Below are 19705 nucleotides of genomic sequence, written 5' to 3' on the forward strand. Positions count from 1 at the left end.
CCGGACCACCTTCCGACCCGGCCGACCTCACGGACCGGGGCTGCGTGGCGCTGTCGGTGGCGTTTCGTAGGCTGGGCACATGACGGAACCGCCCGCCCGGCCGCTACCCGCCCGGCGACTGCTGCTGGTGCACGCGCACCCGGACGACGAGTCGATCAACAACGGCGCCACCATGGCCCGCTACGCGGACCAGGGTGCCCATGTGACGCTGGTCACTTGCACCCTCGGTGAGGGCGGTGAGGTCATTCCGCCCGAGCTGCGGGATCTCACCGGCCCGGCGCTGGGCGAGTACCGGCTCGGGGAGCTCACCGCCGCCATGCGCGAGCTCGGCGTCACCGACTTCCGTCTGCTCGGCGGCCCGGGCCGCTACCGCGACTCCGGGATGATGGGCCTGCCCGACAACGAAGCGCCCGGCTGCTTCTGGCAGGCCGACGTCGACGAGGCCGCCGGACGCCTGGCCGAGGTGATCCTGGAGGTCCGCCCCCAGGTCCTCGTCACCTACGACGACAACGGCGGATACGGCCACCCGGACCACATCCAGGCCCACCGTGTCGCCATGAGAGCCGTCGACCTGGCCGCCGAGGCCGGCCACCGCGTCTCCAAGGTCTACTGGAACCGCGTCCCGCGCGCGGTCGCCGTGGCCGCCTTCGCCCGGCTCCAGGACGAGCTGCCGGGGCTGCCCTTCGCCAAGTCCGCCGCCGTCGACGACGTGCCCGGCGTGGTGGAGGACCGTCGTGTCACCACCGAGATCGACGGCACCGGGTACGCCGCCGCGAAGACCGCCGCGATGGCCGCCCACGCCACCCAGATCGAGGTGGCCCCGCACGGTGCCCCCTACTTCGCGCTGAGCAATGAGTTGGCGCAGCCCGTATTCATCACCGAGTACTACGAGTTGGCGGTCGGCGAGCCGGGCGCGGCGCGCGAGACCGATCTCTTCGCCGGTATCGGGGAGGCGTCATGAGCTCCGCAGGACGTGGCTCGATGCTGGCGCAACCGTTGCAGCGGCCCCCCGCCGGGCGGATCGCCGCCCTGCTCGGGCTGATCGTGCTCGGCGCGGTCGTCGGCCTCGCCGGAACCCTCGTCCAGGCCGCCTGGTTCCCCGGCGGGCTGCTGCTCGCCCTGGCCGGCGCCGCCGGGCTCTTCCTCGGCGGGTCGCGGGCGCTGGGCAGCCGGTCCGGGGCAGTGGCACCCGCGTTCGGCTGGGTCGTCGCCGTCATCCTGCTCACCGCCAGCAGACCCGAGGGCGACTTCCTGTTCGGTGCGGGAGGCGGCTCCTACCTCTTCCTGCTCGGCGGCATGGCGCTGGCTGTGATCTGCGCCACTATAGGTTTGGGGCGGCAACCCGACACGGACGGCGCCCGACTTGGCAAGTGACGTACCACTTCGCCGTGCGGCGCGCGTGCGAGTCCGGTGTGGGTTTCCCCAGCGGTCATGGGATAAGCGACAGAAGTGGCCAGTATGGTGGTGCGCGCCGCCGAGCCGCCCGAGCAAGGTCGTACGGGCGGCGGAGCCAACCGGGAGAACCTGCCTTGAGTCGTGAAACTGACACTCCTTCCTCCGGGCCCGACGGGCACGGGGGAGCCGCTTACCCCTCGGGCACGCCGCCGTACGGGACCCCCATGGCTTCCGACGACGGGAAGGGCGCGGGCCGTTCGGCCGCGCAGCCGGAGGAACGAAAGACCGAGACCACGCTGACGACCCGGATCCGGATCAACATCCCCGGATCCCGGCCGATTCCGCCGGTGGTCGTCCGTACCCCCGTCACCGACGCCGAGAGCGGCGCCGGTGAGGAGACGGGCACGCACGCGCAGCCGACGGGCGCCGCCATGTCCACCGGCACCGTCGAGCCGCCCGCCGAGACCGCGCCGGGGCCCGCCACCGGCGAGCAGGCCAGCGACTGGTTCGCGCCGCGCAAGTCCGGGCCGGCCAAGGGCGGTCAGCGCGGCGGCGCCACCAACGGTGCCGGCCTGCCCGGCGGTTCGCCCGCCGCGGCGCCGAACGGCCCGGCCGCGCAGGGTGCCCCCGGTGCCGCGCGTCCGAACGGCGGCCGCCCCGGCGGTGTCGTCGGCTCCATGAGCGTGCCCGGCACGTCCCGGCCCGGCTCGACCAACGGCGCGGGGCTGCCCACCGGTGCGACCGGCGGCCCGGTGGCCCCCGGACACGGCGGCGGCACCGGCTCCTTCGACGTGACCGAGGCGCTCGCCGCGGGCCCGCTCGGCGGCCCCCGGGGCGGCGCGAAGGGCCCCGGCGAGCCCCGCCGGGACGAACTGCCGTACTTCTCCGAGAACGGCGGCCAGAACGGCGCCCAGCCCGGTCCCGGCGCGCCCGGCGGCGGCCCGGCCGGTCCTGGCGGCCCCAGCGGCTTCAACGGCCCCGGCCTGCCCGGCGGTCCCGGCGGCCCGCAGGGCCCGGCGGGCCCCACCGGCGGCCCGGTCACCGGCGACGGCCCGTTCATCCCGCCGGTCAACGGCGGTGAGTCCTTCGCGGGCCCGGGCGGCGCGCCCTTCAAGGGTGGCGAGCCCTTCGGCGCGCCGGGCGGCCCGGCCGGCCCCGGTGGCCCCGCCGGCCCCGGTGCACGCCCGGGCGGCCCCGCCGGCCGGCACGCCCAGGCCGGACCCGGCGCGCGCACCGCCCCCGCCGGTCCCGGCCTCGGCCCCGGCGGCGGCCTGAGCGACGACACCGCGATCCTCACCCCGCAGAAGCCCGCCCCCGAACCGGGCACGCCCGGCTACGGATCCCCGGCGGGCAACGTCTCCGGACACACCGTCACCAGCGGTATCCCGGTGGTACCGCCGGGCGCGAACTCCCCGTTCGCGCCGGGCGCGCCCGCCGACGGGCCGCTGCCGCACACGCCCCCGAAGCTGCCCGAGCCTGTCTCGCCGCCCCCGGCCGAGTCCAAGGGCAAGGCGAAGGCGAAGAAGAAGCGCGGCAAGCTGCCGCTGCTCGTCGGTGTCGTGGTGGTCGCCGGCCTCGGCGTCTACGGCGCCGGGCTCCTGATGAACCACTCCGACGTGCCCAAGGGCACCACGGTGCTCGGCGTCGACATCGGCGGCGGCACCCGTGACGACGCCGTCAAGAAGCTCGACGACGCGTTCGGCTCACGGGTGAACAAGCCGCTGAAGCTGTCGGTCGACGGCAAGGCCGTCTCGCTGCCGCCGGACCAGGCGGGCCTGCAGTTCGACATGCAGTCCACGGTCGAGGCCGCCGCCCAGAGCGACTACAACCCGGTCTCCGTGATCGGGTCCCTGTTCGGCCAGAAGCGGGTCGTCGAGCCCGCCATGCCGGTCGACGAGGAGAAGCTCCAGGCCGCTCTCAAGGGCCTCGGCTCCGGCTCCGGCTCGGCCACCGACGGCACGATCAAGTTCACCTCGGGCAAGGCCGTCGCGGTCTACGGCAAGGCGGGCAAGGGCATCGACGCGGCCGCCTCCACGAACGCGGTGAAGCAGGCGTACGAGTCGATGGTGGAGACGGGTACGGCCTCCGCGGTCGCCGTACCGACGACCACCGTGCAGCCGACGGTCTCCAACGCCGAGGTCGACCGCGAGATGAAGGCGTTCGCGGAGCCGGCGATGTCGGCCAAGGTCTACGTGCAGACGGACGCGGTGCACAGCATCCCGTTCGGTGCCGTGTCCCTGCCGAAGATCCTCGGCTTCAAGGCCGTCGACGGCAAGCTGGTGGAGACGTACGACCTTGAGGCGCTCAAGAACGCATACGGCAGCACCTTCGACGGCGTGCTGATCACCCGGGGCAATGGTCAGAAGACGGCCGTCACCCCGCAGGACGTCGCCTCCGTGCTGCGCAGGGCACTGGTCGGCAAGACGCCGGCAGAGCGCATCGGAGTCATCGACACCAACCCCAGCTGACGCCCACTCCAGAGGGGGGCGCCCGGTGAGTACCGGGCGCCCCCCTCCGGCGTGTCACGCCGTGCGGATGACATCTGTCATGCGGCTCTCCGGACGGTCGGCACTGCCCCCGGCCAGGGGCTCGCCGCGAACATGGACGGCATGACAACGACAGCGGCGACCACCGCCACCGGCACCCCGGTGGTGGTCGGGTTCGACCAGGTGAGCAAGATCTACGGGAAGGTGCGGGCCGTCGACGGGCTCTCGCTGCGGCTGCACCCGGGGGAGACCGTGGCCCTGCTCGGGCCCAACGGCGCGGGCAAGTCGACCACGCTCGACCTGCTGCTCGGCCTCAAGCAGGCCGACACCGGCTCGGTGAGCGTCTTCGGCACGACCCCGCGCGAGGCCATCGTCGCCGGACGGGTGGGCGCGATGCTGCAGAGCGGCGGCCTGATGGACGAGGTCACCGTCGCCGAACTCGTCAGGCTCGCCTGCCGGCTGCACCCCAGGCCCTACAAGGTCACCGACGTCCTCGCCCGCGCGGCCATCTCGGGGATCGCCGACCGCAAGGTCAACAAGCTCTCCGGGGGCCAGTCCCAGCGCGTCCGCTTCGCCCTCGCGACAGCCGGCGACAGCGACCTGATCGTCCTGGACGAGCCGACCACCGGCATGGACGTCTCCGCCCGCCAGGCCTTCTGGGCCACCATGCGGGAACAGGCCGACCAGGGGCGGACGGTTCTGTTCGCCACCCACTACCTCGAAGAGGCCGACGCCATCGCCGACCGGGTGCTGGTGCTGCACCGGGGCCGGCTGCTCGCCGACGGAACGGCCGCCGAGATCAAGGCCAAGGCGGGCGCCCGCCGGGTCTCCTTCGACCTGGAGGGCGAGATCGACGAGGCGCCGCTGCGGGCGCTGCCGTTCCTCACGGCCGTCGACATTTCCGGCCAGACCGTCCGCATCCAGTCGTCCGACGCCGACGCCACCGTCCACGCGCTGTACGGCCTCGGCCTCTACCCCCACAACCTCGAAGTCGCCGGGCTCGGCCTGGAGCAGGCCTTCGTCGCCATCACGGAGGCCGAAGAGGCCAAGGAGGCCACGCAGTCGTGAACGCACTGATCAAGCTGGAGCTCGCCCGGGCCCTGCGCAACCGCAAGTTCCTGTTCTTCTCGGTGATCTACCCGTCGATCATCTTCCTGCTGGTCGCCAGCCAGGGCGACACCAGCCAGACCGTCGACGACTCGGGGCTCTCCCTGGCGGCCTACGTCATGGTCTCCATGGCCTCCTTCGGCGCCCTGACCGCCGTCCTGATGGGCAACAGCGAGCGCATCGCCAAGGAGCGCGAGAGCGGCTGGGTACGGCAGCTGCGACTGACCACCCTGCCCGGTCGCGGCTACGTCCTCGCCAAGACCGCCAGCGCCGCCGTGGTGAGCCTGCCCTCCATCGTGGTCGTCTTCGTGATCGCCGCCACGGTGAAGGACGTACGGCTGGACGCCTGGCAGTGGCTCGCCCTCACCGGCGCCATCTGGGCCGGCAGCCTGGTCTTCGCCGCGCTCGGCGTGGCCATCGGCTACCTCGCCTCCGGTGACGCGGTCCGCCCGATCACGATGATCACCTACTTCGGCCTGTCGATCCTCGGCGGCCTGTGGTGGCCGTCCTCCTCCTTCCCGACCTGGCTCCAGGACATCGCGAAGTGGCTGCCCACGCACGCGTACGCTGCACTGGGTCGGGCCATCGAACAGAGCCAGGCCCCGCAGGCCAAGGACATCGCCATCCTCGTCGTCTTCTTCGCCCTGTTCGTCGGCGGCGCGGCCTGGCTGTACCGGAAGGACACGCTGAAGGCGTGAGCACGATGACGGAAGACCCGAGGCCGGACGAGCAAGCGCGCGGAGACCGGCTGGTGCGGATCGGTCAGCCGCCCCGCAGCCGGGGCGAGGCGCTGCGCAAGATGGTGTGGGTCCTGCCCTGGCTGATCTACCTCGCCTCCCCGGCGGACGATCTGGCCTCCGGCCACCACGGCACCGGGGCGACGGTGGCCGGCTGGGCGGGCCTGGTGGCCTTCGCCGGGATCTACCTGGCCATCGTCTTCCGCTCCATGGGCCGTCCCTTCCGGGGCTGGATCGTCGACGCCGCGATCGCTGTGGAGGGGGCGCTCGCGGTCGTGCTGGCCTTCGGCCTCGGCGGCTCCTGGTTCGGTCTGTTCGTGTACGTCTCCGTGATGTGCGGAGTGACCTTCCCGCTGCGGGTCGCCTACTGGACGATCCCGCTGAACACCGCCGCCATGATGCTGGCGGGCTGGTACCACCACGACCTGGACGAGGCCTGGGGCCTGTTCCTGGTGGTGCTCCTGGTCGGCTACTCCATGATCGGCGTACGGCAACTGGTCGCCACCACCGTCGAGTTGCGCAAGGCCCGCGCCACCGTCGCCCAACTGGCCGCGAACGAGGAGCGGTTGCGGCTCGCCCGGGACCTGCACGACCTGCTGGGGCACTCGCTCTCGCTCATCACCCTGAAGAGCGAGCTGGCCGGCCGGATGCTCCCCGACCACCCCGACAAGGCGGCCCAGCAGGTCTCCGACATCGAACAGGTCAGCCGGCAGGCCCTGGTGGACGTCCGCGAGGCGGTCACCGGCTACCGGCGCCCCCGGCTCGCCGCCGAACTCGCGGGCGCCCAGGTGGCCCTGACCGCCGCCGCGGTCACCGCGGAGATCCCGGCCGAGCCCGACCTCACCGGAGTGCCCGAGGACGGCGAGGCGGCCCTCGCGTGGGCGCTGCGCGAGGCGATCACCAACATCGTCCGGCACAGCGGCGCGAGCGCCTGCACGGTGGAGCTGCTGCGCCGTCAGACCCTGGACGGCCCGGTCCTCGAACTCTCCGTCGAGGACAACGGCTCGGGCGGCTCCGGCAAGGTCCCCGGCAACGGTCTCACCGGGCTCACCGAGCGGCTGGAGAAGGCCGGCGGCACGTTGGAGGCGGGCCGCGTGAAGCGCGGTTTCCGGCTGGTCGCCCGGGTCCCGCTCGGCGTCGGCGGGGCCGTAGGATCCGGGGCATGAGCAGCACGATCAAGGTCCTCCTCGCCGAGGACCAGTCGATGGTCCGCGAGGCGCTGGCCGCCCTGCTGGGCCTGGAGGACGACATCGAGGTCGTGGCCCAAGTAGCGCGCGGCGACGAGGTGTTGGCGGCGGCGCGGGCGCACGGCGTCGACGTGGCCCTGCTCGACATCGAGATGCCGGGCTGCACGGGCATCGAGGCGGCGGCCCAGCTGCACAAGGCGCTGCCCGCCGTGAAACTGGTCGTCCTGACCACCTTCGGGCGGCCCGGCTATCTGCGCAGCGCGATGGAGGCGGGCGCCGACGCGTTCCTGGTCAAGGACGCCCCCGCCGCCCAACTCGCCGAGGCCGTCCGCAAGGTCCTGGCCGGCGAGCGCGTCATCGACCCGACCCTGGCCGCCGCCGCCCTGGCGGAGGGCGCCAACCCCCTCACCGACCGCGAGCGGGAGGTCCTGCGCGCGGCGGCCGACGGCTCCACGAACGCGGAACTGGCGGCGGCGCTGCACCTCTCGCAGGGGACGGTACGGAACTACCTCTCGACGGCCATCCAGAAGCTGGCGGTACGCAACCGGGCCGAAGCGGTCCGGATCGCCCGGGAGAAGGGCTGGCTGTAGGAAACCCGGGAGCCTGAGCGACAGCAGTCTCCCGGCGCCGGGCGGGGCAGCCCACCCAGGGGCGCGGGGAACCGCGCGACAAGCCACGACGCACCCGCAGCCGCGCACCCACCACCACCCCTACGGCGAAGCGGAGGCGGCCTCACTCCTGTCAGTTGAGCCGGGCCCGTGCCGCCCGGGCCTCGCCCCGCACCTTCTCCGCCGCCCCCTCGTCGACCGCGTCGATCAGCCCCGCGTACTCCTCCAGCTCCTCGGCGCCGTCGACGAAGTCACCCCGCTCCACCAGCAGCCGCGCCCGGTCGTACCGCAGCCGGGCCGGGTGCGAGGGCATCAGCAGGGACAGGTCCACCGCCCACAGGCCCACGTCCGACCGCTCCGGCCGGGCCGCCGCCCAGGCCCGCACGTTGTTGAGGATCCGCCGCAGGACGTCCAGCGGATCGGCCGGTTCCAGCATGGCCGGCTCCAGCGGCACCCCCGCCGCCCCCGTAACCAGCGTCTGCGCGTCCGACCCGGTCAGCACCCGCCCCCCGTCGAACGGATCGGCCAGCACCTGCTCGTCGGCCGGCCCGAACCCCACCACGAAATGCCCGGGCAGCGCGACCCCGTACACCGGTGCCCCCGCCCGCCGGGTCACCTCCAGCCAGACCACGGACAGCAGGATCGGCAGCCCGCGCCGCCGCCGCAGCACCGCGTGCAGCAGGGAGGACTCCAGCCGGCGGTAGTCCGCGGCGGCACCGTGGAAGCCGGACCGTTCGCCCAGCACCCGGTGGGCCGCCGTGGCCCAGGCGAGCGGCCCGCCCGGCCGGTACGGCAGCTGCCCGGCCAGCCGGTCCAGCTCCATCTGCGCCGCGTCGATCCCGGCCTCGTCCAGCGAGCCGTCCGCCGCCGCGCCCAGCAGCAGACACAGCGTCGCCAGATCGGGCCGCTCGGACCGCACCTCCTCGGCGAACCGGGCCCGCACCTCGGCGGCCCGATCCGGCGACGGCGGACGTGGCTGCGGACGAGGATCCGGATCCGGATCTGGAAAAGGGGGATGCATAGCTGTTCGATGCCCTTCCGGAACGATCCGTGCCGCGGCGGCCTCAGCGGCCGTCCGCCCCCGGCGCCCTGTAGTGGTGGTAGGTGTGGTGCGCCCCGAACCCGAGCCCGGTGTACATCGCCCGCGCTCCCGTGTTCTCCGCCTCCACCTGCAGCCAGGCCGCCGACGCGCCCTCCTCCAGCGCCCGCCGGGCGAGCGCGGCCATGACCTCGCCGGCCAGCCCCCGGCGTCGTAGCGCCGGATCCACCTCGACGGCGGCGAACCCGGCCCACCGGCCGTCCACCACCAACCGCCCGATGGCCGCCGGGGCACCCTCGCCGGGAACGGTCGCGAACCACACGGACGGCCCCCCGCCCAGCACCCGCAGGGCGACCTCGCTGACCCCCTTGCGCTGGTAGCGCGCCAGCCAGGCCTCGTCGGCGGTCCGGGAGAGCATCACACCGGCCCCCTCCGCCCGGTCCGCCACCGGCGCCAGCGCGCCGGTCCACAGCTCGGCGCTCACCTCACGCACCCAGCCCCGCCGCTCCAGCTCCGCGCACAGCAGCTCCTGGGTGCCCTCGGCGCCGGTCGCGGCCTGTACGTAGGCGGGCAGCCCCCGTTCGGCGTACCAGCCCCGCACGGCTTCCAGGGCCGCGTCGAGCGGCAGCCCCGGATCGCCCAGCGGCAGCACGCTGTTCGCCCGCCGGGTGAACCCTCCGGCGGCCCGCAGCTCCCACTCGCCGAGCTGCTCGCTCTCCAGCGGCCGCCAGCCGCGCGAGGCGACACGCGCGAGCTCCCGGTACGTCGCCGCCGGTCCCCGGCGGCGCGCCGGAGCGGCCGGTACCACCTTGGCCGCCACCAGCGTGGACTCCGGTATCCGGACGATCTGCCCGTCCCGCCTGGTGATCGTCAACACGCCGGTGTCGTCCCATGATGTGAGAACACCCACCGTGTCGGTGAACTTCTCCTCGGTGACGCCATTTCCGGCCAAACGGCGCACGGAGACCCGTTTGCCCACGTCAGCAGCGGTGATACGGACCTCGAAGCGTCCTGCGGCCGAGATTTCCACTGGTCAGTTCACCCCTCCTGTTCGGATCATGCCCGAGAACGGAGATACTAGAGGCGGGCATCGACGACGCCGCGCTCCCGCGCGCCAGGCGGCGGAGCCTACGGAGGCCCGCCAGCGCCCAATCGAGGAGGAACGACAGCGTGACCTACGTCATCGCGCAGCCTTGTGTCGACGTGAAGGACAAGGCGTGCATCGAGGAGTGCCCGGTCGACTGCATCTACGAGGGCCAGCGGTCCTTGTACATCCACCCGGACGAATGCGTTGACTGTGGCGCCTGTGAGCCGGTCTGCCCGGTCGAGGCGATCTTCTACGAGGACGACACTCCGGAGGAGTGGAAGGACTACTACAAGGCCAACGTCGAGTTCTTCGACGAGCTCGGCTCGCCCGGCGGCGCCAGCAAGCTGGGCCTCATCGAGCGCGACCACCCCTTCGTCGCCGCGCTGCCCCCGCAGGCCGAGTAAGCCGTACCGGCGGCCGCCGCACCACCGTGCCGCCTCGGTCCCGTACGGCCTGATCGCACCCGATCGGCGCCTGCGGGACCGAGGCGTTTGCCGTTCCGGTCGTGCCGGTCGTAACCGGCCGTACCGGTCGTACCGAAGAAAGTGAGCCAGTGACCGTGTCCGCAGTCTCCGACCGTCTGCCCACCTTCCCCTGGGACAAGCTGGAGCCGTACAAGAAGACGGCAGCGGCGCACCCGGACGGCATCGTCGACCTCTCGGTCGGCACCCCGGTGGACCCGGTTCCCGACCTGATCCAGAAGGCCCTCATCGACGCGGCGGACTCGCCCGGCTACCCCACGGTCTGGGGCACCCCGGAGTTGCGCGACGCGATCACCGGCTGGGTCGAGCGCCGCCTGGGCGCCCGCGACGTCACCCACCGCCATGTCCTGCCCATCGTCGGCTCCAAGGAGCTCGTCGCCTGGCTCCCCACCCAGCTGGGCCTCGGCCCCGGGGACAAGGTCGCCTACCCGCGCCTCGCCTACCCGACCTACGAGGTCGGCGCCCGGCTGGCCCGCGCGGAGTACGAGGTCTACGACGACCCACGCGACCTGGACCCGGCGAACCTGAAGCTCCTCTGGCTGAACTCCCCGTCCAACCCCACCGGCAAGGTCCTCTCCCAGCAGGAACTCACCGAGATCGTCGCCTGGGCCCGCGCCCACGGCGTCCTGGTCTTCTCCGACGAGTGCTACCTGGAACTGGGCTGGGAGGCCGACCCGGTCTCGGTCCTGCACCCGGACGTGAACGGCGGCTCGTACGACGGCATCGTGGCCGTGCACTCCCTCTCCAAGCGGTCCAACCTGGCGGGCTACCGCGCGGCCTTCCTGGCCGGCGACCCGGCGGTGCTCGGCCCCCTCCTGGAGATCCGCAAGCACGGCGGCATGATGACGTCGGCACCGACCCAGGCGGCGGTGGTGGCGGCCCTGTCCGACGACACCCACGTCCAGGAACAGCGCGAGCGCTACGCGTCCCGTCGTACGGCCCTCCGCGCGGCCCTGCTCTCCCACGGCTTCCGTGTCGAGCACAGCGAGGCGAGCCTCTACCTGTGGGCGACGAAGGACGAGTCCTGCTGGCAGACGGTGGCCCACCTGGCCGAACTAGGCATCCTGGTGGCACCGGGCGACTTCTACGGCACGGCGGGCGAGAACTTCGTACGCGTGGCCCTGACGGCGACGGACGAGCGCGTTCGAGCAGCGGTGGCGCGACTGACCTAGGGGCGCGGGGCTGTGCCGACGTGCGGCTCCGCCGCGCGGGCGCGAACACCCCCCACCGGCCCCGCACGCGACACACAACGAGAAGGGACCCGGGGCGGCAAACCCCGGGTCCCTTCTCGCATCACCGGCGTCGCGGCATCGCCGCGTCAGCCGCCCAGCGGCAGGCCCTTGACCGGCAGCCCGCCCTTGGTGAGCCCCTGCGTGGGCAGCCCGCCCTTGGTGAGCCCCTGCGTGGGCAGCCCGCCCTTGGTGAGCCCCTGCGTGGGCAGCCCGCCCTTGGTGAGCCCCTGCGTCGGCAGCCCGCCCTTCGTCGCCGTGGCCGCCGTCTCACCGAGCAGCCCACCGGCGGAGCCGGCCGCGTCACCGGCGGCGTGCTGCACCACCGGCGTCGCCACCTTGACGGCCTTGCCGCCGGTCTTGCCCGCGGCCGGGAGCGCCGACTCGACCGTCCTGCCACCGGTGTGGCCGACGGTCCCGGTGACGCTCTGCGCCGCGGCGTCGGCGGTGTTGCCGACGCTCGCTCCGTCCAGCGCGGTCAGACCGCCCAGGTTGGGGGTGGTGGCCGGCAGACTCGGGGCCGCGCTGGCGGAGCCGGCCGCACCGACCCCGGCAGCCGCTCCCGCTGCGACGAGCAGCGCGGCACGGGCGATCCGGCGGGTCAGAGGGAGGGACATGATGCTCCATTCGACGGGAGGGAACGTGATCGCCGTGACTACCGCTCGAAGCCCGCGAAGGTTGCGGAGGCCCAGGGTAAAGAATTGATAACGCATCGCATTATCGGGTGTGGATAAAAACGGGCAAAGAGTGCCCGGGCCGAGACCTCGCCGTAACCCGAAGAATCCTTACGTCCCCGTGCTCCCAGGGATTTCGCGCGTGCGCGAGTGACCGTGCGAAAACCTGGGCACAGCATCTACCCGATCGGCCCGGGCCGACCCGACGGAGTGAAACGCCGAACTACTGCCCGGTTACGATCCGCACCGACCCCGCGGACTTCTCCGCACCGCCCGTGCCCTGTGAACCGGCCGCCGGCTGCCACTGGCTTTCCGTGCTCCCGGCGGACCACTCCCGGCCGGCGTACGACACCCGCTGGATGCGCAGCGCCGAGGAGTTGGCCACCGCCCAGTGCGCCAGCTGCCAGCCGCGCTCGCTCTCGGTACGCCCGGACCTGTCGGTCTTCCCGCCCTCCGGCACCGGCACGGTCACGGTCCGCCCGTGTGCCGTGGCGGTCACGCTCGGCGTAGGTGTCGGCGAACTCGCGGACGTGTCGTTCACCTCCGCACCGGCCTCCTCGACCGCGTCCCGCCCGAAGTCCCGTACCAGCGCGGTCCGTACCGCGTCCGGACCCGTCGCAGTCGCCGTCGCCCCGGTGCCGGCCGCCGGGCGCCCGTCGCAGGTCAGCGTGGCCGCCGCCTGCCCGGTCAGGGCGGCCGCGAGCAGCGTGGCGTCGGTCTCGTGCTTGGCGTACGCCTCCGGGTAGCCGCTGCGCTGCACGCGCTGTGCGGCGACCGTCAGGGGCAGGGTCTCGTAGTCGCGCACCTTGGCCAGGTGGGCGTAGAACATGCCCGCCGCGTACGCCGGGTCGAGGATCTGCTTCTCGGTGCCCCAGCCCTGCGAGGGCCGCTGCTGGAACAGGCCCAGGGAATCCCGGTCGCCGTGCTCGATGTTGAGCAGCCCCGACTCCTGGATCGCGGTCGCCAGCGCGATGGCCACCGCCCGCTCGGGCATACCGCGCCCGGTGCCGACGGCGGCGATCGTCGCGGCGTTCACCGCCTGCTCGGGCGTGAACTCGTACGACGCGCTGTCGCTGCGGTCCGACACGACCTTGCAGCCCTCGGCGCCACCGCCGCCGGTGACGTACTGGACGACCAGATAGGCAGCGACGGCGGACAGAATGAGCAAACCCGACACGAAACGCAGGGCACGGCGGCGACGCGTGGGGCGAGTGGGGGACGGCTCTGGCACGCGTACAACATACTGGAGAGTACGAGCGGCTCAACCCTGGGTGCGGAAGCCTGTGAAACCGCCCGCGCGATGCCGCGCGCTAGGGTCGGGGCCATGGCCGACACCTCGCTTGACCTCACGCTGGACGCCGCCGCGCTGACCGCGCGACTCGTCGACTTCCCCTCGGAGAGCGGCACCGAGAAGGCGCTCGCGGACGCGATCGAGGCCGCACTGCGTGCCCTGCCGCATCTGACGGTCGACCGTCACGGCAACAACGTGATCGCCCGCACGAACCTCGGCCGCTCCGAGCGCGTGATCCTGGCCGGCCACATCGACACCGTCCCGATCGCGGACAACGTGCCGTCCCGGCTGGCCGAGGACGGCGTGCTGTGGGGCTGCGGCACCTGCGACATGAAGTCCGGTGTCGCCGTCCAGCTGCGCATCGCGGCCACCGTCCCCGCCCCGAACCGCGACCTGACCTTCGTCTTCTACGACAACGAGGAGGTCGCCGCCCATCTCAACGGCCTCCGGCACGTCGCCGAGGCCCACCCCGAGTGGCTGGCGGGCGACTTCGCGGTCCTCCTCGAACCGTCGGACGGCGAGGTCGAGGGCGGCTGCCAGGGCACCCTGCGCGTCCTTTTGAAGACGACCGGCGAGCGGGCCCACTCCGCGCGCTCCTGGATGGGCTCCAACGCGATCCACGCGGCCGCCCCGATCCTCGCCAGGCTCGCCGCCTACGAGCCGCGCTACCCGGTCATCGACGGCCTGGAGTACCGCGAGGGCCTCAACGCGGTCGGCATCTCGGGCGGGGTGGCCGGCAACGTCATCCCCGACGAGTGCGTGGTCACCGTCAACTTCCGGTACGCCCCGGACCGTTCCGAGGCGGAGGCGATCGCGCACGTCCGCGAGGTCTTCGCCGACTGCGGGGTCGAGGAGTTCGTGGTCGACGACCACAGCCCCGGCGCGCTGCCCGGCCTCTCGCACCCGGCCGCGGCCGCCTTCATCGAGGCGGTCGGCGGTACCCCGATGCCCAAGTACGGCTGGACCGACGTCTCCCGTTTCTCCGCCCTCGGCGTCCCGGCGGTCAACTACGGGCCCGGCAACCCGCACTTGGCCCACAAGCGGGACGAAAGGGTGGAAACCGGCAAGATCCTGGCAGGTGAGAAGCGGCTCCGCGCCTGGCTGACCGACTGAGCCACACGGCGGCGCTTCGCACCGGACATGCCGACGTCCCGCGCCTGTAACCCGGGTGGATCTACGCTGGGGCGGATACACCTGCAAGCGGAGGGAGCGCACATATGCCTACCGGGAACCCCGAGGGGAAGAAGGTGCCGCCGGACGAGCAGCGCCTGGGACCGGTCCTCCGACGGCGCGGTCAGGTGACCGCGAGCACGACGGACCAGCGTCTGCTGGACGCGGGCGGCCCCTCCGACTGGGTCCACACGGACCCCTGGCGGGTGCTGCGCATCCAGTCGGAGTTCATCGAGGGCTTCGGCACGCTCGCCGAACTCCCCGCCGCGATCAGCGTGTTCGGCTCGGCGCGGACGCCGGTGGACTCGCCGGAGTACGACGCGGGCGTGCAGCTGGGCCGGGGCCTGGTCGAAGCCGGCTGGGCGGTCATCACGGGCGGCGGGCCCGGCGCGATGGAGGCGGCCAACAAGGGCGCCCTGGAGGCGGGCGGCGTCTCGGTCGGCCTCGGTATCGAGCTGCCCTTCGAGCAGGGCCTGAACGCCTACGTCGACATCGGCCTGAACTTCCGCTACTTCTTCGTGCGGAAGATGATGTTCGTCAAGTACGCGCAGGGCTTCGTGGTGCTCCCCGGCGGCCTCGGCACCCTCGACGAATTCTTCGAGGCGCTCACCCTCGTCCAGACGCAGAAGGTCACCCGCTTCCCGATCGTGCTGTTCGGCAGCGCGTACTGGGGCGGCCTGGTGGACTGGCTCAAGAACACCCTGATCGCCCAGGGCAAGGCGAGCGAGAAGGACCTGCTCCTGTTCCACGTCACGGACGACGTGGGGGAGGCGGTGGCTCTGGTGTCGAAGGAGGCGGGCCGCTAGGAGCGGTCGCCTCCCGCCCACCCACTCGACCCGCTCTGCCGAGAAGTCAGGGTCCGAGCCGCCAGGACGCTACGCCAGCCCCCGCCGGGCCACCGCCGGGGGCCGGTGGCCCGCGATCGACGCCACCATGTCCAGGACCTGCCGGGTCTCCGCCACCTCATGGACGCGGTACACCTGCGCCCCCAGCCACGCCGACACCGCCGTCGTCGCCAGCGTGCCGATCACGCGCTCCTTCACCGGCCGGTCCAGCGTCTCGCCCACGAAGTCCTTGTTGGACAGGGAGACCAGCACCGGCCATCCCGTCTCGACCATCTCGCCCAGCCGCCGCGTCGCCTCCAGGCTGTGCCGGGTGTTCTTCCCGAAGTCGTGTCCGGGATCGATCATCACCGACTCCCGGGGCACCCCCAGCGCCACGGCCCGCTCGGCCAGCCCCAGGGTCACCCGCAGAATGTCGGCCACCACGTCGTCGTACGTCACCCGGTGCGGCCGCGTCCGCGGCTCCGCCTCGCCCGCGTGCGTGCACACCAGCCCCACCCGGTACCGCGCCGCGACCTCCGCCAGCCCCGGATCGACCCCGCCCCACGCGTCGTTCAGCAGATCCGCCCCGGCCTCGCAGACCGCCTCCGCGACCGACGCCCGCCAGGTGTCCACGCTGATCACGACCTCCGGGAACCGCCGGCGCACCTCCGCCACGAACCCGACGATCCGCCGCGCCTCCTCCTCGGCCGAGACCTCCTCGCCCGGCCCGGCCTTCACCCCGCCGATGTCGATGATCGCGGCCCCCTCGGCGATCGCCTGCTCCACGCGCGCGAGGGCGGGCTCGTCGTGGAAGGTCGCCCCCTGGTCGTAGAAGGAGTCCGGGGTCCGGTTCACGATGGCCATGATCACCGGTTCGTGCGGCGCGAATTCCCGCTTGCCCAGCCTGAGCATCGCCTGTGACCTCTCGTAGTAAGTCCCTCGGTACGACCGCCTGCGCCCCTGACTGTCAGACTCGCATGGCACGATCGGACACAGACACATTCGACACCGAGCACACTAAGCGCACTCGGCACCATGAGTGCGCCGAGCTTCATCGAGCCTGGGGGCCACCGCGATGGTTATGTTCCTGTTCCTGGTCGTCGCGCTCGCGGTCGTGGTCGCCGCGGTCACGCTCTCGGTGGTGAGCGGCGGCGAGAGCGGCCCGCTGCCCGAGGTGGCGCCCGAGCGCTTCCAGGACCCACTGCCCCCGGACCGCCCGGTACACCGCGCGGACGTCGAGAGCCTCCGCTTCCCGCTCGCCCCGCGCGGCTACCGCATGGCGGACGTCGACGACGCGCTCAGCCGCCTCGGCGCCGAACTCGCCGAGCGCGACGCCCGGATCGCCGACCTGGAGTCCGCACTGGCCGGCGCCCAGGCCGCGCCACACGCCAGGCACACCTCGCTGGACAAGCCCGGGCCGGAGGACCGGCCGTGACCGACCTGACGGACGTGACCGCCGGCGCGGCCGTGGCCGGGCCGGACGGCAGGCTGCGCTGCCCCTGGGCCCTGTCCACCGAGGACTATGTGGCGTACCACGACGAGGAGTGGGGCCGCCCGGTCCACGGCGACGACGCCCTCTACGAACGCCTCAGCCTGGAGGCGTTCCAGTCGGGACTCTCCTGGATCACGATCCTCCGCCGCCGCCCCGGCTTCCGGGCCGCCTTCGCCGGCTTCCGCATCGAGAAGGTCGCCACCTTCACGGACGAGGACCGGGAGCGGCTGCTGGCGGACCCGGGCATCATCCGCAACCGCTTGAAGATCGACGCGACGATCGCCAACGCGCAGGTACTGGCGGAGTGGGAACCGGGCGAGCTGGACGAGCTGATCTGGTCGTTCGCCCCGGAGCCGGGTACTCGTCCGGCGCCGAAGAGCGTCGCCGACGTCCTGCCGGTGACCCCCGAGTCGACGGCCCTGTCCAAGGCCCTGAAGAAGCGCGGCCTGCGTTTCATCGGCCCGACCACGGCGTACGCCCTCATGCAGGCATGCGGCCTGGTCAACGACCACTTGGAAGCATGCGTCGCCCGTAGCGCCCGGTAGGGGAGCGGGGCCGCATCGACATGCGGCTCCGCCGCGCGGGCGCGACCAGTCCCATCACACCCGCAGTTCCCCATGGCGGGTCACCGCCCCAAGTACTTCGGCTTCTCCTTGTTCACGAACGCCTGGACGGCGATCCCGTGGTCCTCGGAGGCCCCGGCCCGGGCCTGCAGCTCGTCCTCCTTGTCGAGCGTCTCGTCGAGGGAGTGCGTGAGCCCGTAGGCGACGGCCTCCTTCAGCGCCGCGTACGCCACGGTCGGTCCTTCGGCCAATTTCCGGGCGACCTTCTCGGCCTCGTCCCGCAGCTCGGCCGAGGGCACCAGCTTGTTCGCGATGCCCAGCTCGTACGCGTCCTGCGCGCTGATGCTCCGCGGAAAGAGCAGCAGGTCGGCGGCGCGCCCCGGCCCCACGACCCGCGGCAGCGTCCAGGACACCCCGGAGTCCGCGGTCAGCGCGACCCCCGCGAACGACGTGTTGAAGGCTGCCGTATCGGCGACCACGCGGTAGTCCGCGGCCAGCGCGAACCCGAGACCGGCACCGGCGGCGACACCGTTCACCCCGGCCACCACCGGCTTCGGTGCCCCGGCCAGCGCCCGCACGATCGGGTTGTAGTGCTCCCGGACCGTCGTCATCGTCTGCCCCGAACCCGTCTCCCGGTCCGACGCGAGCAGCGTGATGTGTTCCTTGAGGTCCTGGCCCACGCAGAACGCCCGGTCCCCGGCGGCCGTCAGCAGGATCGCCCGGACGGCAGTGTCGGCCGCCGCCTCCTGCGCGACCTCCCGAAGCGCGACCTTCGTCGCGATGTTCAGCGCGTTCATCGCCTCGGGGCGGTTCAGCGTGATCGTCGCGAGTCCGTCGCTCACCTCGTAGAGCACGGTGTCGGTCATGGTGCGTCCCCTCCGTCGTCTCCGTCGTCGCGGCTGACGTACCGCTCGGTACGTCTGTGTCCGAAGGACAGCATGGCGGAGTTCGCGGCCCGAGGACCGGACCCGTCGTGTGACCTGCGTCAAAGAAAACCGGAGCCTACTCGGTCGGCGTAAGGACGTGGGGCGGCGCAGTATCGCAGTCACATCGCCGAATTGGGTGGTTTTGCTCGCGCGCGTTGCCCAAGCGATGCCGACTGATGTTGGTCATCGGGTCCTGAGATGCGGGATAATGGCTTGGAAGCAATGTGTTCGATGCCGGTGCCGCGTGTCCCGTCAGGATCGCGCGTGCCCTCGTGGGCCGTCGGCAGACGATGAGCTGTTTTCAGGAAGGGGAACCAGCATGGCGGCCATGAAGCCGCGGACGGGTGATGGCCCGCTCGAGGTGACCAAGGAGGGGCGGGGCATCGTCATGCGCGTTCCGCTCGAAGGCGGCGGTCGGCTCGTCGTCGAGCTGACCCCTGACGAGGCCGCGGCGCTCGCCGACGCCCTCAAGAACGTCGTCGTCTGAGGCGTCAGCGACCATACCCTTTCGGCCGCCCCGGCACTGTATGCGGTGCCGGGGCGCAGCCGTACCCCCGGTCCTTCCCCGGCGGGGTCAGCGCTTGACGGCGCAGAGCAGTCCGTCGCCCACCGGCAGCAGCGACGGCACCAGCTCCGGGCTCTCCCGGACCGTGCGCAGCAGCTCGCGCAGCCGCAGCACCTCGGTCGGCTGCGGCCCGGAGTCGACCGTGCGGCCGTTGGCGAAGACGCCCTCGAAGACCACCAGGCCGCCCGGGCGCAGCAGGCGCAACGATTCAGCGAGATAGTCGGAGTACTCCTGCCGGTCGCCGTCGCAGAACACCAGGTCGTAACCGGCGTCCGCGAGACGGGGAAGTACGTCGAGGGCGCGGCCCGGGATGAAGCGGGCCCGGTTGCTGGCGAAGCCGCAGGCGCGGAAGGCCTGCCGGGCGAACTGCTGGTGCTCCGGCTCGGGGTCGACGGTCGTCAGGACACCGTCCGCGCGCATGCCGTGCAGCAGATGCATCCCGGACACCCCGCATCCGGTACCGATCTCGGCGACCGCCTTGGCGTCCACGGAGGCGGCGAGCAGACGCAGCGCGGCACCCGTGCCGGGCGACACCGAGCGCAGCCCTGCGTCGCGGGCCCGGTCACGGGCCCACCGCAGTGCTTCGTCCTCGGCGACAAAGGCGTCGGCGAACGCCCAGCTCGTCTGCCGGTTGCCGGTAATGACCCTCTCCTGTCCCCGTGGTTGCCTGGGCGTGACTGTATCCGTTGGTGCCGGGAACCCGCAGATGGGACCAGGCGTTTAGAGGGGTGGAAGACAGGGCGGGGGGACACGAATGGATCACGACGACGAGACAGCGGTCGAGCAACCGCTGATGCGGCCGGATGAGCCGTACCAGCAGAGATCAAATTCTCGTAAAACCGC

General features: G+C 72.4%; 21 protein-coding genes. 14 read left to right on the top strand and 7 right to left on the bottom strand.

From position 1 onward, the window contains the following. The first annotated feature begins 79 nt into the window (after window positions 1–79). From mshB to ACZ4N4_RS22620, 7 genes are all read left to right on the top strand, one after another. Entirely contained in the window at window positions 80–961 is an 882-nt protein-coding gene (mshB, locus tag ACZ4N4_RS22590) for an N-acetyl-1-D-myo-inositol-2-amino-2-deoxy-alpha-D-glucopyranoside deacetylase (protein ID WP_467591421.1), read from the top strand. Beyond that, on the top strand, window positions 958–1374 hold the full coding sequence (locus ACZ4N4_RS22595) for a DUF6113 family protein (protein WP_467591423.1): 417 nt from the start codon (window positions 958–960) through the stop codon (window positions 1372–1374). The genes mshB and ACZ4N4_RS22595 overlap by 4 nt, the downstream gene beginning before the upstream one ends. 155 nt (window positions 1375–1529) lie before the next feature. Continuing rightward, window positions 1530–3863, top strand: a complete 2334-nt coding sequence (locus tag ACZ4N4_RS22600; protein ID WP_467591426.1) for a peptidoglycan binding domain-containing protein — start codon at window positions 1530–1532, stop codon at window positions 3861–3863. Window positions 3864–4004: 141 nt separating this feature from the next. Continuing rightward, a complete protein-coding gene (locus tag ACZ4N4_RS22605) occupies window positions 4005–4949 on the top strand; it encodes an ABC transporter ATP-binding protein (RefSeq protein WP_467591429.1) in 945 nt (314 codons plus the stop codon). Beyond that, window positions 4946–5686, top strand: a complete 741-nt coding sequence (locus ACZ4N4_RS22610; RefSeq protein WP_453570750.1) for an ABC transporter permease — start codon at window positions 4946–4948, stop codon at window positions 5684–5686. The genes ACZ4N4_RS22605 and ACZ4N4_RS22610 overlap by 4 nt, the downstream gene beginning before the upstream one ends. Further along, a complete protein-coding gene (locus ACZ4N4_RS22615) occupies window positions 5683–6891 on the top strand; it encodes a sensor histidine kinase (protein WP_453570753.1) in 1209 nt (402 codons plus the stop codon). The genes ACZ4N4_RS22610 and ACZ4N4_RS22615 overlap by 4 nt, the downstream gene beginning before the upstream one ends. Next, entirely contained in the window at window positions 6888–7502 is a 615-nt protein-coding gene (locus ACZ4N4_RS22620; protein WP_453380457.1) for a response regulator, read from the top strand. The genes ACZ4N4_RS22615 and ACZ4N4_RS22620 overlap by 4 nt, the downstream gene beginning before the upstream one ends. A gap of 151 nt (window positions 7503–7653) precedes the next feature. Here ACZ4N4_RS22620 and ACZ4N4_RS22625 read toward each other — a convergent pair whose 3' ends face one another. Continuing rightward, window positions 7654–8541 (bottom strand): transglutaminase family protein, encoded by an 888-nt coding sequence (locus tag ACZ4N4_RS22625; RefSeq protein ID WP_467591434.1) that lies wholly within the window; start codon window positions 8539–8541, stop codon window positions 7654–7656. 43 nt (window positions 8542–8584) lie between these two features. Continuing rightward, window positions 8585–9589, bottom strand: a complete 1005-nt coding sequence (locus ACZ4N4_RS22630) for a GNAT family N-acetyltransferase (protein WP_467591436.1) — start codon at window positions 9587–9589, stop codon at window positions 8585–8587. Window positions 9590–9729: 140 nt separating this feature from the next. Between ACZ4N4_RS22630 and fdxA the strand changes: the two genes are divergently transcribed. After that, entirely contained in the window at window positions 9730–10050 is a 321-nt protein-coding gene (gene fdxA, locus ACZ4N4_RS22635) for a ferredoxin (protein WP_007495984.1), read from the top strand. A gap of 155 nt (window positions 10051–10205) precedes the next feature. After that, window positions 10206–11300, top strand: a complete 1095-nt coding sequence (locus tag ACZ4N4_RS22640; protein ID WP_453571044.1) for a bifunctional succinyldiaminopimelate transaminase/glutamate-prephenate aminotransferase — start codon at window positions 10206–10208, stop codon at window positions 11298–11300. Between the two features lie 146 nt (window positions 11301–11446). Here the strand turns inward: ACZ4N4_RS22640 and ACZ4N4_RS22645 are convergent, their stop codons facing one another. Further along, window positions 11447–11974, bottom strand: a complete 528-nt coding sequence (locus tag ACZ4N4_RS22645; RefSeq protein WP_467591439.1) for an ATP-binding protein — start codon at window positions 11972–11974, stop codon at window positions 11447–11449. A 280-nt stretch (window positions 11975–12254) separates the two neighbouring features. After that, window positions 12255–13262, bottom strand: a complete 1008-nt coding sequence (locus ACZ4N4_RS22650; RefSeq protein ID WP_467591442.1) for a VldE C-terminal domain-containing protein — start codon at window positions 13260–13262, stop codon at window positions 12255–12257. A gap of 93 nt (window positions 13263–13355) precedes the next feature. Here ACZ4N4_RS22650 and dapE point away from each other — a divergent pair, with 93 nt between their 5' ends. Continuing rightward, on the top strand, window positions 13356–14435 hold the full coding sequence (gene dapE / locus ACZ4N4_RS22655) for a succinyl-diaminopimelate desuccinylase (RefSeq protein WP_467591445.1): 1080 nt from the start codon (window positions 13356–13358) through the stop codon (window positions 14433–14435). Window positions 14436–14539: 104 nt separating this feature from the next. Further along, window positions 14540–15298 (top strand): LOG family protein, encoded by a 759-nt coding sequence (locus ACZ4N4_RS22660; protein ID WP_453570770.1) that lies wholly within the window; start codon window positions 14540–14542, stop codon window positions 15296–15298. 69 nt (window positions 15299–15367) lie between these two features. On the opposite strand, the gene folP is transcribed toward ACZ4N4_RS22660, so the two are convergent. Beyond that, window positions 15368–16228: a dihydropteroate synthase gene (gene folP, locus ACZ4N4_RS22665; RefSeq protein ID WP_453570773.1), complete on the bottom strand. Its 861-nt coding sequence runs from the start codon at window positions 16226–16228 to the stop codon at window positions 15368–15370. A 163-nt stretch (window positions 16229–16391) separates the two neighbouring features. On the opposite strand from folP, the gene ACZ4N4_RS22670 reads away from it, so the two are divergent. Both ACZ4N4_RS22670 and ACZ4N4_RS22675 read left to right on the top strand, forming a co-directional pair. Further along, a complete protein-coding gene (locus ACZ4N4_RS22670) occupies window positions 16392–16751 on the top strand; it encodes a DivIVA domain-containing protein (protein WP_467591449.1) in 360 nt (119 codons plus the stop codon). 14 nt (window positions 16752–16765) lie between these two features. Then, window positions 16766–17353 (top strand): DNA-3-methyladenine glycosylase I, encoded by a 588-nt coding sequence (locus tag ACZ4N4_RS22675; RefSeq protein WP_467591836.1) that lies wholly within the window; start codon window positions 16766–16768, stop codon window positions 17351–17353. 80 nt (window positions 17354–17433) lie between these two features. Here the strand turns inward: ACZ4N4_RS22675 and chcB are convergent, their stop codons facing one another. Continuing rightward, window positions 17434–18237 carry a 2-cyclohexenylcarbonyl CoA isomerase gene (gene chcB, locus ACZ4N4_RS22680; protein ID WP_467591452.1) on the bottom strand — a complete coding sequence of 268 codons (804 nt, stop codon included), beginning with the start codon at window positions 18235–18237 and terminating at the stop codon, window positions 17434–17436. Window positions 18238–18616: 379 nt separating this feature from the next. Here chcB and ACZ4N4_RS22685 point away from each other — a divergent pair, with 379 nt between their 5' ends. Next, window positions 18617–18784, top strand: coding sequence for a DUF3117 domain-containing protein (locus tag ACZ4N4_RS22685; protein WP_004950282.1), 168 nt, complete (start codon window positions 18617–18619; stop codon window positions 18782–18784). Window positions 18785–18871: 87 nt separating this feature from the next. On the opposite strand, the gene ACZ4N4_RS22690 is transcribed toward ACZ4N4_RS22685, so the two are convergent. Beyond that, window positions 18872–19570, bottom strand: coding sequence for an O-methyltransferase (locus ACZ4N4_RS22690; RefSeq protein WP_351745689.1), 699 nt, complete (start codon window positions 19568–19570; stop codon window positions 18872–18874). Window positions 19571–19705 lie beyond the last annotated feature (135 nt).

Source organism: Streptomyces sp. NPDC026538, from assembly GCF_055567535.1.